Origin of the sequence: Pseudomonas sp. NPDC098740 (genome assembly GCF_044760065.1) — a bacterium.
GTDB classification, from domain to species: domain Bacteria; phylum Pseudomonadota; class Gammaproteobacteria; order Pseudomonadales; family Pseudomonadaceae; genus Aquipseudomonas; species Aquipseudomonas rossensis.
The window spans coordinates 132,438-145,574 of record NZ_JBIWAM010000005.1 but is presented as its reverse complement, the minus strand read 5'-3'; the positions used below and the strand labels follow the sequence as shown (position 1 = coordinate 145,574).

At 58.7% G+C, this 13,137-nt stretch carries 16 protein-coding genes; all 16 read left to right on the top strand.

Annotated features, from left to right (window positions below):
* Positions 1 to 18 precede the first annotated feature (18 nt).
* Positions 19 to 1,233: an IscS subfamily cysteine desulfurase gene (locus ACIQU2_RS08205; protein ID WP_074873944.1), complete on the top strand. Its 1,215-nt coding sequence runs from the start codon at positions 19 to 21 to the stop codon at positions 1,231 to 1,233.
* 84 nt (positions 1,234 to 1,317) lie between these two features.
* Positions 1,318 to 1,704, top strand: a complete 387-nt coding sequence (gene iscU, locus ACIQU2_RS08200; protein ID WP_003443374.1) for a Fe-S cluster assembly scaffold IscU — start codon at positions 1,318 to 1,320, stop codon at positions 1,702 to 1,704.
* Positions 1,705 to 1,738: 34 nt separating this feature from the next.
* Positions 1,739 to 2,062: an iron-sulfur cluster assembly protein IscA gene (iscA, locus tag ACIQU2_RS08195; protein WP_007903589.1), complete on the top strand. Its 324-nt coding sequence runs from the start codon at positions 1,739 to 1,741 to the stop codon at positions 2,060 to 2,062.
* A gap of 8 nt (positions 2,063 to 2,070) precedes the next feature.
* The gene (hscB, locus tag ACIQU2_RS08190; protein WP_008070981.1) at positions 2,071 to 2,592 is read left to right on the top strand and encodes a co-chaperone HscB; all 522 of its coding nucleotides are present in this window, start codon (positions 2,071 to 2,073) and stop codon (positions 2,590 to 2,592) included.
* Positions 2,593 to 2,643: 51 nt separating this feature from the next.
* Complete coding sequence (gene hscA / locus ACIQU2_RS08185; protein ID WP_403139916.1) at positions 2,644 to 4,506, top strand: Fe-S protein assembly chaperone HscA; 1,863 nt, start codon at positions 2,644 to 2,646, stop codon at positions 4,504 to 4,506.
* Between the two features lie 2 nt (positions 4,507 to 4,508).
* Positions 4,509 to 4,850, top strand: a complete 342-nt coding sequence (gene fdx / locus ACIQU2_RS08180) for an ISC system 2Fe-2S type ferredoxin (RefSeq protein ID WP_403139915.1) — start codon at positions 4,509 to 4,511, stop codon at positions 4,848 to 4,850.
* Between the two features lie 14 nt (positions 4,851 to 4,864).
* Entirely contained in the window at positions 4,865 to 5,065 is a 201-nt protein-coding gene (iscX, locus tag ACIQU2_RS08175; protein WP_403139913.1) for a Fe-S cluster assembly protein IscX, read from the top strand.
* Between the two features lie 214 nt (positions 5,066 to 5,279).
* Positions 5,280 to 5,705, top strand: a complete 426-nt coding sequence (ndk, locus tag ACIQU2_RS08170; protein ID WP_007916882.1) for a nucleoside-diphosphate kinase — start codon at positions 5,280 to 5,282, stop codon at positions 5,703 to 5,705.
* Between the two features lie 28 nt (positions 5,706 to 5,733).
* Positions 5,734 to 6,882, top strand: a complete 1,149-nt coding sequence (gene rlmN, locus ACIQU2_RS08165) for a 23S rRNA (adenine(2503)-C(2))-methyltransferase RlmN (RefSeq protein ID WP_059403385.1) — start codon at positions 5,734 to 5,736, stop codon at positions 6,880 to 6,882.
* A 12-nt stretch (positions 6,883 to 6,894) separates the two neighbouring features.
* Positions 6,895 to 7,653 carry a type IV pilus biogenesis/stability protein PilW gene (gene pilW / locus ACIQU2_RS08160; protein WP_347803672.1) on the top strand — a complete coding sequence of 253 codons (759 nt, stop codon included), beginning with the start codon at positions 6,895 to 6,897 and terminating at the stop codon, positions 7,651 to 7,653.
* Entirely contained in the window at positions 7,653 to 8,687 is a 1,035-nt protein-coding gene (locus ACIQU2_RS08155; protein ID WP_347803673.1) for a RodZ family helix-turn-helix domain-containing protein, read from the top strand. Before pilW ends, ACIQU2_RS08155 begins: the two co-directional genes overlap by 1 nt.
* A gap of 3 nt (positions 8,688 to 8,690) precedes the next feature.
* Positions 8,691 to 9,800 (top strand): flavodoxin-dependent (E)-4-hydroxy-3-methylbut-2-enyl-diphosphate synthase, encoded by a 1,110-nt coding sequence (ispG, locus tag ACIQU2_RS08150; RefSeq protein WP_347803674.1) that lies wholly within the window; start codon positions 8,691 to 8,693, stop codon positions 9,798 to 9,800.
* A 24-nt stretch (positions 9,801 to 9,824) separates the two neighbouring features.
* Positions 9,825 to 11,114: a histidine--tRNA ligase gene (hisS, locus tag ACIQU2_RS08145; RefSeq protein WP_403139911.1), complete on the top strand. Its 1,290-nt coding sequence runs from the start codon at positions 9,825 to 9,827 to the stop codon at positions 11,112 to 11,114.
* Between the two features lie 40 nt (positions 11,115 to 11,154).
* Entirely contained in the window at positions 11,155 to 11,796 is a 642-nt protein-coding gene (locus tag ACIQU2_RS08140) for a tetratricopeptide repeat protein (protein ID WP_095131572.1), read from the top strand.
* Complete coding sequence (gene bamB / locus ACIQU2_RS08135; protein ID WP_403139908.1) at positions 11,789 to 12,940, top strand: outer membrane protein assembly factor BamB; 1,152 nt, start codon at positions 11,789 to 11,791, stop codon at positions 12,938 to 12,940. The genes ACIQU2_RS08140 and bamB overlap by 8 nt, the downstream gene beginning before the upstream one ends.
* Positions 12,941 to 13,079: 139 nt before the next feature.
* Positions 13,080 to 13,137, top strand: a 58-nt coding sequence (locus ACIQU2_RS08130) for a GTPase (protein ID WP_403140069.1), incomplete at its 3' end; no start/stop codon positions are given.

Sequence of the window (13,137 nt, the reverse complement as noted above, 5' to 3'; positions counted from 1 at the left end):
TGATTTAGGAGATAGTCCATGAAATTGCCGATTTACCTTGATTACTCTGCGACCACCCCGGTTGATCCGCGTGTAGCGCAAAAAATGAGTGAATGCCTGCTGGTTGACGGAAACTTCGGTAACCCGGCGTCCCGTTCTCACGTGTTCGGCTGGAAAGCTGAAGAGTCCGTCGAAAACGCTCGTCGTCAGGTCGCTGACCTGGTCAACGCCGACCCGCGTGAAATCGTCTGGACCTCCGGTGCCACCGAGTCCGACAACCTGGCAATCAAGGGTGCGGCGCATTTCTATGCCACTAAAGGCAAACACCTGATCACCACCAAGATTGAGCACAAGGCTGTCCTCGACACCATGCGCCAACTGGAGCGTGAAGGCTTCGAAGTCACTTACATCGAGCCTCGCACTGATGGTCTGGTCACCCCAGAGATGATCGAAGCTGCCCTGCGCGACGACACCATCCTGGTTTCGGTCATGCACGTGAACAACGAAATCGGCACCATCAACGACATCGCAGCCATCGGCGAACTGACCCGTTCCAAGGGCATCCTGTTCCACGTCGACGCTGCTCAGTCCACCGGCAAGGTCGATATCGACCTGTCGAAGCTGAAAGTCGACATGATGTCGTTCTCTGCCCACAAAACCTACGGCCCTAAAGGCATCGGCGCACTGTACGTGAGCCGCAAGCCGCGTGTTCGCATCGAAGCGACCATGCACGGCGGCGGTCACGAACGCGGTATGCGTTCGGGCACCCTGGCGACCCACCAGATCGTCGGCATGGGCGAAGCCTTCCGCGTAGCCAAGGAAGACATGGTTGCCGAGAACATCCGCATCAAGGCCCTGAGTGACCGCTTCTTCAAACAGGTCGAAGGCCTGGAAGAGCTGTACATCAACGGCAGCATGACCGCCCGCGTTCCGCACAACCTGAACCTGAGCTTCAACTACGTTGAAGGCGAGTCGCTGATCATGGCGCTCAAGGATCTGGCGGTTTCGTCCGGTTCGGCCTGCACCTCGGCTTCCCTTGAGCCTTCGTACGTACTGCGCGCCCTGGGCCGCAACGACGAACTGGCACACAGCTCGATTCGCTTCACCTTCGGCCGTTTCACCACCGAGGAAGAAATCGACTACGCCGCGCAGAAAGTCTGCGAGGCCGTTACCAAGCTGCGCACTCTGTCGCCGCTGTGGGACATGTACAAAGACGGTGTCGACATTTCGAAAATCGAGTGGGCGGCACACTGATTTCAAGTCGCCGCAAACCGGCCCTGTGAACCCTCGGGCGCAGGGCTTCAAGAGCGACTCTCTGATGAGTGAGGATTAAGAATCATGGCTTACAGCGAAAAGGTCATCGACCACTACGAGAACCCGCGCAACGTCGGCAAGATGGACGCGGAAGACCCTGATGTCGGCACCGGCATGGTCGGCGCCCCAGCGTGCGGCGACGTGATGCGTCTGCAGATCAAGGTTAACGAGCAAGGCATCATCGAAGACGCCAAGTTCAAGACCTACGGTTGCGGTTCGGCTATCGCCTCCAGCTCCCTGGCCACCGAGTGGATGAAAGGCAAGACTCTGGATGAAGCAGAGACCATCAAAAACACTCAGCTGGCTGAAGAACTGGCTCTGCCGCCAGTAAAAATTCACTGCTCCGTACTTGCTGAAGACGCTATCAAAGCGGCCGTTCGCGACTACAAGCAGAAGAAAGGCTTGATCTGAATTTCAAGTTTTGGCGACGAGTAAGGAGTCACCGATGGCTATCAGCATGACAGAAGCGGCTGCTCAACACGTGCGACGCTCCCTCAACGGGCGCGGCAAAGGTGAAGGGATTCGTCTGGGTGTTCGCACCACAGGCTGTTCCGGCCTTGCCTACGTGCTGGAGTTTGTCGACGAGGTGGTTGCAGAGGATCAGGTGTTCGAAAGTCACGGCGAGAAAGTGATCATCGACCCGAAAAGCCTGGCCTACCTGGACGGCACCGAACTCGACTTCGTCAAGGAAGGGTTGAACGAAGGCTTCAAGTTCAACAACCCCAACGTGCGCGGTGAATGTGGCTGCGGCGAAAGCTTCAACATCTGAGGCTGCGCGTGGGTACTCCTTGTCATTTCGCTTTATTTGAGCTGAAACCGAGCTTCCGTCTGGATCTCGATCAGTTGGCCACGCGCTATCGTGAGTTGGCGCGCGGTGTTCATCCGGACCGCTTTGCAGACGCTTCCGAGCGCGAGCAGCGGCTGGCGCTAGAGCAATCCGCGAGCCTCAACGAGGCCTACCAGACGCTCAAAAGTCCTCCAAAGCGCGCGCGTTACTTGCTCGCCATGGGGGGGCGCGAGCTGCCGCTGGAGGTCACGGTGCATGATCCGGAGTTTCTTCTGCAGCAGATGGAGCTGCGTGAAGAGCTCGAAGACTTGCAAGACAGCGCCGACCTGGCGGGTGTTGCAGTGTTCAAGCGTCGCCTGAAGACTGCGCAGGATGAACTGAACGAAAGCTTCGCAGCCTGTTGGGATGATGCAGCGCAACGTGAACAGGCTGAACGCCTGATGCGGCGCATGCAGTTTCTCGACAAGCTCACCTACGAAGTGCGCCAGTTAGAAGAGCGCCTCGACGATTAACCCAGTGCCGCTCCGGTCGCACGCCTGATATACAGATAAGTCCTGATAACGATGGCCCTACTGCAGATCGCCGAACCCGGCCAAAGTCCTCAACCGCACCAGCGTCGTCTGGCTGTGGGGATCGACTTGGGCACTACCAATTCGCTGGTCGCTGCATTGCGCAGTGGTCTTTCCGAACCTCTGGCTGACGCTGACGGGCAGGTCATCCTGCCGTCTGCCGTGCGCTACCACGCTGATCGTGTCGAAGTCGGCGAGTCGGCCAAGCTGGCTGCCGCGACCGATCCTTTGAACACCGTGCTGTCGGTCAAGCGCTTGATGGGTCGTGGTCTGTCCGACGTCAAGCAATTGGGCGATCAACTGCCGTACCGCTTTGTCGGCGGCGAGTCGCACATGCCGTTCATCGACACGATTCAGGGGCCGAAAAGCCCGGTCGAAGTCTCCGCCGATATCCTGAAAGTGCTGCGTCAGCGCGCCGAAGCGACGTTGGGTGGCGAACTTGTGGGTGCGGTGATCACCGTTCCGGCCTATTTCGACGATGCTCAGCGTCAAGCCACCAAGGACGCGGCCACGCTGGCCGGTCTGAACGTGCTGCGTCTGCTCAATGAGCCGACCGCCGCCGCTGTGGCTTACGGTCTGGATCAACACGCTGAAGGCCTCGTCGCGATTTATGACCTGGGTGGCGGCACCTTCGATATTTCGATTCTGCGCCTGACCGGCGGTGTGTTTGAGGTTTTGGCTACCGGCGGCGACAGCGCGCTGGGCGGCGATGACTTCGACCACGCAATCGCTGGCTGGATCATCGAGAGCGCCGGTCTGTCCGCCGACCTCGATCCGGGTGCGCAACGCCATCTGCTGCAAACCGCTTGTGCGGCCAAAGAAGCTCTGACCAATACCTCGTCCGTTGAAGTCGCTTATGGCGACTGGAAAGCCGAGCTGACCCGTGAAGCCTTCAATGCGCTGATCGAGCCGATGGTTGCCCGCAGCCTGAAAGCCTGTCGCCGCGCTGTGCGTGATTCCGGCATCGAGCTGGAAGAAGTGCATGCCGTGGTCATGGTCGGCGGTTCGACTCGTGTGCCTCGCGTCCGCGAAGCCGTCGCTGAAGCCTTCGGTCGCGAGCCGCTGACCGAAATCGATCCGGATCAAGTGGTGGCCATTGGTGCCGCGATCCAGGCCGATACCCTGGCTGGCAACAAGCGTGATGGCGATGAGTTGCTGTTGCTTGACGTGATTCCGTTGTCCCTGGGGCTGGAAACCATGGGCGGACTGATGGAGAAGGTGATTCCTCGCAACACCACCATCCCTGTCGCCCGCGCCCAGGACTTCACCACTTACAAAGATGGCCAGTCGGCCATGGCGATCCACGTATTGCAGGGTGAGCGCGAGCTGATCAGCGACTGCCGCTCCCTGGCACGCTTCGAATTGCGCGGCATTCCGGCGATGGTGGCCGGTGCGGCGAAGATTCGCGTGACCTTCCAGGTCGATGCCGACGGTCTGCTCAGTGTTTCTGCCCGCGAGCTGGGCTCGGGCATTGAGGCCAGCATCCAGGTCAAGCCGTCCTATGGTCTGACGGATGGCGAAATTGCCAAGATGCTCAAGGACTCGTTCCAGCACGCCAACGACGACAAGGTCGCTCGTGTATTGCGTGAGCAGCAGGTCGATGCCCGGCGCCTGATCGAAGCGGTGCAGGGCGCCCTCGATGTCGATGGCGAGCGCTTGCTCGACGCCGAAGAGCGCATGGTCATCGAATTGCAGATGCAGGAACTGACCGAATTGATGAAAGGCACCGATGGTTACGCCATCGAGCAGCAGACCAAGCGTCTGTCGCAAGTGACCGACGCCTTTGCTGCCCGCCGCCTGGACTCGACGGTGAAAGCCGCGCTGGCGGGGCGCAACCTGAATGAGATTGAGGAATAACGATGCCGCAGGTCATTTTTCTGCCACACGAGAAGTTCTGCCCGGACGGTATGGTTGTGGAGGCTGAGCCTGGCACATCCATTCTCGAGCTGGCCCACGAACACCATATCGAGATGGAAAGCGCCTGTGGCGGCGTCTGCGCCTGCACCACCTGTCACTGCATCATTCGTGAAGGCTTTGACTCTCTGGAAGAGGCGGATGAGCTGGAAGAAGACTTTCTTGATCGTGCCTGGGGTCTGGAGGCGCAATCGCGTCTAGGCTGTCAGGCGATCGTCGGGAATGAAGACCTGACTGTCGAAATTCCGAAATACTCGCTCAACCATGCGGCCGAAGCGGCGCACTGATTCAAGGAACTGAAATGAGTCTGAAATGGGTTGATGTGCTGGAAATCGCGATCCAGCTGGCTGAATCCAGGCCGGATGTGGATCCGCGTTATGTGAACTTCGTCGATCTGCACAAATGGGTGCTGGCATTGCCGGAGTTCAGTGATGATCCGACCCGCGGTGGCGAGAAGGTGCTTGAAGCCATTCAGGCCGCCTGGATCGAAGAAGCAGAGTAGGAGCTGACGAGCGAAGCGAGGCTGCGATCTTTTCAAAGCGACCGGAATCTCAAGCGCAAAGCAGAATCAAAGGATCGTCCGAACGCGGCCCGAGCCTTCGGCAGCTCCTACAAAGGGCAGAGGTCGCGACCTTACGCAGTTAGGCAATACCAAAGAACCCGCGTATAATTCGCGGGTTTAATTTTTCGCAAATTACCGTTTCTGGAGTTACATCATGGCTGTTCAACGTACTTTCTCCATCATCAAGCCTGACGCTGTTGCAAAAAACGTTATCGGCGAGATCACCACTCGTTTCGAAAAAGCTGGCCTGCGCGTTGTAGCTTCGAAACTGAAGCAACTGTCCAAAGCTGAAGCTGAAGGCTTCTACGCTGAGCACAGCGCTCGTGGTTTCTTCGGCGACCTGGTTGCTTTCATGATCTCCGGTCCGGTTGTCGTTCAGGTTCTGGAAGGCGAAAACGCTATCGCTCTGAACCGCGAGCTGATGGGCGCTACCAACCCTAAAGAAGCTGCTGCCGGTACCATCCGCGCTGACTTCGCTGATTCCATCGACGCCAACGCTGTACACGGTTCGGACTCCGAAGCCGCTGCTGCTCGCGAAATCTCGTACTTCTTCGCTGCTACTGAAGTAACCACTCGCTAAGCATTGGCTTAAGAGTGAAGGTGAATCCATGACTACATCGACTGTAAAAACCAACCTGCTGGGTCTGACTCAGCTGGAAATGGAAAAATTCTTCGACTCAATCGGGGAGAAGCGTTTCCGTGCCGGTCAGGTAATGAAATGGATTCACCACCTTGGCGTTGATGATTTCGACGCCATGACGAACGTCAGCAAGGCCTTGCGCGACAAGCTCAAGGCTATTGCCGAGGTTCGCGGTCCTGAAGTGGTCAGCGAGGACATCTCCACCGACGGCACCCGAAAGTGGGTGGTGCGCGTGGCGTCCGGTAGCTGCGTCGAGACCGTGTACATTCCCCAGGGCAAACGCGGCACTTTGTGCGTTTCGTCCCAGGCAGGCTGTGCCCTGGATTGCAGTTTCTGCTCCACCGGCAAGCAAGGATTCAACAGCAACCTCACTGCCGCCGAAGTCATCGGCCAGGTGTGGATTGCCAATAAATCGTTCGGCAGCATCCCGGCGACCGCCGACCGTGCCATCACCAACGTGGTGATGATGGGCATGGGTGAGCCGCTGCTGAACTTCGACAACGTCGTGGCCGCCATGCATCTGATGATGGATGACCTGGGCTACGGGATCTCCAAGCGCCGCGTAACCCTGTCTACATCGGGTGTGGTGCCGATGATCGATGAGCTGTCCAAGCACATCGACGTCTCCCTGGCGTTGTCCCTGCACGCACCGAACGACGCATTGCGTAACCAATTGGTGCCGATCAACAAGAAGTATCCGCTTAAGATGCTTCTCGAGTCGTGCCAGCGCTACATGTCGTCCCTGGGCGAGAAGCGCGTACTGACCATTGAGTACACGTTGCTCAAGGACATCAACGACAAGGTCGAACACGCGGTCGAAATGATCGAGTTGCTCAAGAACATCCCGTGCAAGATCAACCTGATTCCGTTCAACCCGTTCCCGCATTCCGGTTACGAGCGCCCGAGCAACAACGCGATTCGTCGTTTCCAGGATCAGCTTCACCATGCCGGCTTCAATGTCACCGTACGCACCACCCGCGGTGAAGACATCGATGCCGCGTGTGGCCAATTGGTAGGACAGGTGCTGGATCGCACCCGTCGCAGCGAACGTTATATCGCCGTGCGCGAGTTAAGCGCCGAAAACGATATCGCACAGAACGCTGCGAACAATAATTAAGAGAGGATCTCTATGTCCCTGCGCTTCGCGCTGCTTTTGCTGTTGGCCAGCCTGTGTGCTGGTTGTGTCCTGTCGGGCGATTTCAACCCGATGAAGACCAGCAAGGGCCGCGATGAAGCGCGCGTTGCCTATGTGCAGCTGGGCTTGGGGTACTTGCAGCAGGGCATGACCGAACGGGCGAAAGTACCGTTGAAGAAAGCGCTGGATCTGGATGACTCGGATCCGGATGCCAACGCTGCGCTGGGCCTGGTATTCCAGGCCGAGATGGAGCCGGAGCTGGCGGATCAGCATTTTCGCAAGGCGCTGTCTTCACGCCCCAACGATGCGCGAATCCTGAACAACTACGGCAGTTTTCTTTTCGAAGAGAAACGGTACAAAGAAGCGTACGAGCGCTTTGAACAGGCCGCCGCCGATACCTTGTATCCTGAGCGTTCGCGGGTGTTCGAGAACCTCGGAATGACCGCTTCGAAGCTGGGGCAGCGTGATCTGGCCCGGCAGCAGCTGGAAAAAGCCCTGCGTTTGAATCGCCAACAGCCACGTGCATTGCTGGAAATGGCTGAGTTGTCCTTCGAAGACAGGCATTATGTGCCCGCGCGTGACTATTACGATCGTTTTAGCCTGCTCACCGAGCAAAATGCACGTAGTCTATTGCTCGGCGTTCGGCTGGCAAAAGTGTTTGATGATCGCGACAAGGCCGCCAGTTTTGGCCTGCAACTAAAACGACTCTATCCCGGTACGCCGGAATATCAGCAATACCTGTCGGAGCAATGATGAAAGCGGCGCATCCCGAAGTTGTAGCAGCGAATCGCGTTAATCCCGGTGAGACTTTACGCCAGGCCCGCGAAAGCAATGGCTGGTCGCTGGCCGAAGTGGCCCTCAAGCTCAACCTCACCGTCAATTCCCTGAGCAATCTGGAAGCCGGCGCTTTCGACAAGCTGCCTGGGCATACCTTTGCTCGCGGTTACATTCGCGCCTACGCGAAATTGCTCGGCATGGATCAAACCGTACTGGTCCAGCAGTTCGACCAATCCACCGGCACCGACTCCCAGGGCAGCAACGTTCATAGCCTGGGACGTATCGAAGAGCCGGTTCGGGTTTCCCACACCATTTTGCGAGTTGTCAGCCTGTTGTTGCTGTTCGCAGTGATTGGTGGTGGTTTTGTCTGGTGGCAGGATCAAACCTCATTGCGCACCAAAGACCTGACCAGCCTGAGCCCGGAACACGTTGAAGTCGAAGGCGCTGACGGCACCACCCAGATCCATCCGCTGGACGAGCCGGAAGACCAGGCCGTCGCGGAAGGTCAGGTTGAAGGCACAACCGCTCTTTCGTTGCCGCAAGCCGAGACGTCGGCTGAAGCGCCGGCCGAAGCTGAAGCCACCGCACCTGCTGCACCGACTGCACCAGCACCAGCGCTGACGCCCGCTGCACCGGCGCACAGCACCGCACCGGTTGTCGCGATTCCGACCGCGCCAGCCCCGACTGCTCCCGTTGTATCGACCCCGCCTGCGAGCGCCTCGGTTACTCCGACCATTCCCGCTCCGGCAGCGGCTGCTCCGGTTGCTGGCCAGGGTCAGGTTCAACTGCAATTCACTGCCGATTGCTGGACGCAAGTGACCGATGGCAGCGGTAAAGTGCTGTTGAGCGGTCTCAAGCGCAAAGGCGAAAACGTTTCCGTGAGCGGCAAGCCACCTTTCTCCGTGCGTCTGGGCTTCGCCCGTGGCGCGCAGGTCAGCTACAACGGGCAGGTGGTTGATGTCGCTCCGTTCACCAGTGGCGAGACTGCTCGCCTGAAGTTGGGTCAATAAGTCATGCACGGCGAATCTCCAATCAAACGTCGCGAATCCCGCAAGATCTGGGTCGGTAACGTGCCCGTTGGCGGCGATGCGCCTATCGCTGTGCAGAGCATGACCAACAGCGACACCAATGACGTAGCCGCTACCGTGGCCCAGATCAATCGTCTGGAAGCGGCTGGCGTCGATATCGTGCGAATTTCCGTGCCCGACATGGATGCCGCTGAAGCCTTCGGCAAGATCAAGAAGCTGGTCAAAGTACCTTTGGTTGCCGACATCCACTTCGACTACAAGATCGCTCTGCGCGTAGCCGAACTGGGTGTTGACTGCCTGCGCATCAACCCGGGCAACATCGGTCGCGAAGATCGCGTGCGTGCGGTAGTCGATGCCGCCCGTGATCGCGGGATTCCGATCCGCATCGGCGTGAACGCCGGTTCTCTGGAAAAAGACCTGCAAAAGAAATACGGCGAGCCGACCCCGGCTGCGCTGGTCGAGTCTGCTTTGCGTCACGTCGAGCACCTTGAACGCCTGAATTTCAAGGACTTCAAAGTCAGCGTGAAAGCCTCCGACGTGTTCATGGCCGTCGCCGCTTACCGCTTGCTGGCCAAGGAAATCGTCCAGCCGCTGCACCTGGGCATCACCGAAGCCGGTGGTTTGCGTTCAGGCACGGTGAAATCCGCCGTGGGCCTCGGTATGCTGCTCGCCGAAGGGATTGGCGATACTATTCGCATCTCGTTGGCGGCCGACCCGGTCGAGGAAGTGAAAGTCGGCTACGACATTCTCAAATCCCTGCATCTGCGTTCCCGTGGCATCAACTTCATCGCCTGCCCGAGCTGCTCGCGGCAGAACTTCGATGTGGTCAAAACCATGAACGAGCTGGAAGGGCGCCTCGAAGACCTGCTGGTGCCGCTGGATGTCGCGGTCATCGGTTGCGTGGTCAATGGACCGGGCGAAGCCAAGGAAGCCCATATCGGCTTGACCGGCGGCACGCCAAACCTGATTTACATCGACGGCAAGCCGTCGCAGAAACTGACGAATGACAATCTGGTGGATGAGCTTGAACGCTTGATCCGCCAGAAAGCGGCCGAAAAGGTCGAAGCTGACGCAGCAGTCATTGCGCGCGGCTAAGTCGAACGAATTTAAGGATTTATAGTGAGCAAGTCTCTGCAAGCCATACGTGGCATGAACGACATCCTGCCCGAGCAGACTCCCCTGTGGCGTCATTTCGAAGGCACCGTCTCGCGTTTGCTGGATAACTACGGTTACAAGCAGATCCGCATGCCGATCGTCGAGTTCACCGAGCTGTTCAAGCGCTCCATCGGTGAAGTAACCGACATCGTCGAGAAAGAGATGTACACCTTCGACGACCGCAACGGCGACTCCCTGACCCTGCGCCCTGAAGGCACGGCGGCCTGCGTGCGTGCAGTGCTTGAGCACGGCATCACCGGCGGCGGCCAGGTGCAGAAACTTTGGTACATCGGCCCGATGTTCCGCCACGAACGTCCGCAGAAAGGCCGTTATCGTCAGTTCCACCAGATTGGTTGCGAAGTCTTCAACCTCGATGGTCCAGACATCGATGCCGAGCTGATCGTGCTGACCTGGCGCCTGTGGGGCGAGCTGGGCATCCGTGATGCGGTCAAGCTCGAGCTCAACAGCCTGGGTACCGCCGAGTCCCGCGGTCGTTATCGCGAAGCGCTGGTCGAGTTCCTTTCGGCCCGCCTGGACAAGCTGGACGAAGACAGCCAGCGCCGTCTGAAGACCAACCCTTTGCGGGTTCTGGATACCAAGAACGCTGACACTCAAGCCGTGCTGGTCGACGCGCCGAAAATGGCCGACTACCTCGACGAAGAATCCCGCGTGCACTTCGAGGGCCTCAAGGCTCGCCTGGACACCGCCGGCATTCCTTACGTGATCAACCCGAAGCTGGTTCGCGGGCTGGATTACTACAGCAAGACCGTTTTCGAATGGGTCACCGACCAGTTGGGCGCCCAAGGCACCGTGTGTGCCGGTGGTCGTTATGACGGTCTGGTGGAGCAGATGGGCGGCAAGCCGACCTCGGGCGTTGGTTTCGCCATGGGCATCGAGCGCCTGGTGCTGCTGCTTGAAACCCTGGAGCAGATCCCGGAAGAGATTTCCCGTCAGGTCGACGTCTACCTCTGCGCCTTCGGTGAAGCCGCCGAGTTGGCCGGCCTGGCCCTGAGTGAACGTGTTCGTGATCAATTGCCCAACCTGCGCCTGCAAGTGAATGCTGGCGCCGGCAGCTTCAAAAGCCAATTCAAGAAAGCCGACAAGAGCGGTGCGTTGTACGCGCTGATCCTCGGTGACGACGAAATGGCCCAGCAAGTGGTAGGTTTCAAACCCCTGCGTGGCCAGGGCGAACAACAAAGCATTGCCTGGGATGCGCTTGCTGCACACCTGGCCACCTGCGTCGTGCAGGGTTGAAGCTGTCAAACAGCCGATTTAGCGATTAAGGAGTATTGGGGTGTCGAGTACCGAAGACGAACAGCTGTCGGATTTGAAGGACTGGTGGACACGCAACGGCAAGCCCCTGGTCACTGGCGGCCTGTTGGCGCTGGTCATCGTGTTCGGCTGGCAGGCTTTTCAAAAGTATCAGAGCAATCAGTCGCAAGGCGCCTCGATGCTCTATCAGCAACTGCTGGAAACCACGCTGACGCCAGACGGCAAGCCTGATGCCGCCCGTGTTGCGGACCTGGCCGGCAAGCTCAACAGCGAGTTCGGCGGTAGCGCTTACGCGCAGTACGGCAGCCTGTTCGTGGCAAAAGTTGCGGTCGACAGCGGCAAGCTGGATGACGCAGCCAGCGAGCTGAAAGCCATTGTCGCCAAACCGGCCAACCCGGCGCTGGGCGAAATTGCTCGTCAGCGCCTGGCGCAGGTACTGGCCGCGCAGAACAAGGCCGATGAAGCCCTGAAACTGCTCGAAGGCGATGCCGATAAAGCATTCCTGGCCACTCGCGAAGAACTCAAAGGCGACCTGCTGGTGCAGTTGGGTCGTACCGACGAAGCGAACACGGCGTATCAAAAAGCCAAGGCGGCACTGTCGGATGAAGCGGCAGTGGGTGGCCTACAAATCAAGCTGGACGACCTGGCCAAAGGGGATGCGTGACGTGATTCGTTGGAAACATGCAGCATTGCTGGCTCTGGCCATATTGGCCGCGGGTTGCAGCAGCAACAGCAAAAAAGAACTGCCACCGGCCGAGTTGACCGACTTCAAAGAAGAAGTGGTTCTGCAAAAGCAGTGGAGTCGTTCGATCGGTGACGGTCAGGGCAATTCGTACAACATGCTGGTTCCGGCGATCGATGGCGATACCATCTATGCCGCCGACGTCACCGGTGTGGTGATGGCGATGGATCGCAGCAATGGCGACGTCAAATGGAAGAAAGATCTCGAACTGCCTGTTTCCGGCGCTGTCGGCGTCAGTTACGGTCTGCTCCTGATCGGTACGGTCAAGGGTGAAATCGTTGCCCTGGACGCCATCAACGGTGAAGAGAAATGGCGCGCTCGCGTGTCCAGTGAAGTCCTCGCACCGCCGGCCAACAACGGTGATGTCGTTGTCGTTCAGACTCAGGATGACCGTCTGATCGGTCTGGATGCCGCTAGCGGCACCCAGCGCTGGTTGTATGACAGCACTCCGGCGGTATTGACCCTGCGCGGCACCAGTGCGCCGATCGTCACCAACCGCCTCGCGGTGGCTGGCCTGTCGACCGGTAAAGTGGTCGCTCTCGATATTTCCAACGGCGTGCCGGTGTGGGAACAACGTGTAGCCATTCCACAGGGTCGTTCGGAACTGGAGCGCGTTGTCGATATCGACGGCGGCCTGCTGCTGTCCGGCGGTACGCTGTATGTCGCCAGCTATCAGGGTCGCGTTGCGGCACTGGATCTGGAAAGCGGTCGTCAGCTCTGGCAGCGTGATGCTTCCAGCTATGCCGGTGTCGCCCAGGGTTTTGGCAGCGTCTATGTGAGCCTGTCTTCGGGCACCGTTGAAGGCGTCGACGAACGTTCCACCACAGCTTTGTGGAGCAACGATTCGCTGGCCCGTCGTCAACTGTCGGCTCCGGAAGTGTTCTCCAGCTATGTTGCAGTCGGTGATATGGAAGGTTACCTGCACCTGCTGAGCCAGGTGGACGGTCGTTTCGTCGGCCGCGAGCGCATCGACAGCGACGGCCTGCGTGCCCGTCCGCTGGTGGTGGGTGACACGATTTATCTGTATGGCAACAGCGGCAAACTGGAAGCCCTGACCATTAAGTAAAGGTTTGACTATGCTTGGGGTTAAACCCCAGGCAGCCCCGTTCCACGGGGTTCGCAGCGCCCTCAAGCGCTGCCCCGAGCACCAGCCGCTGCCTCGCAGCGGCTTTTGTATTTTCTGAAATAACGAAGTGGAGAGCCGCATGGTTCCCGTAATCGCCCTGGTGGGCCGACCGAACGTCGGCAAGTCCACCTTGTTCA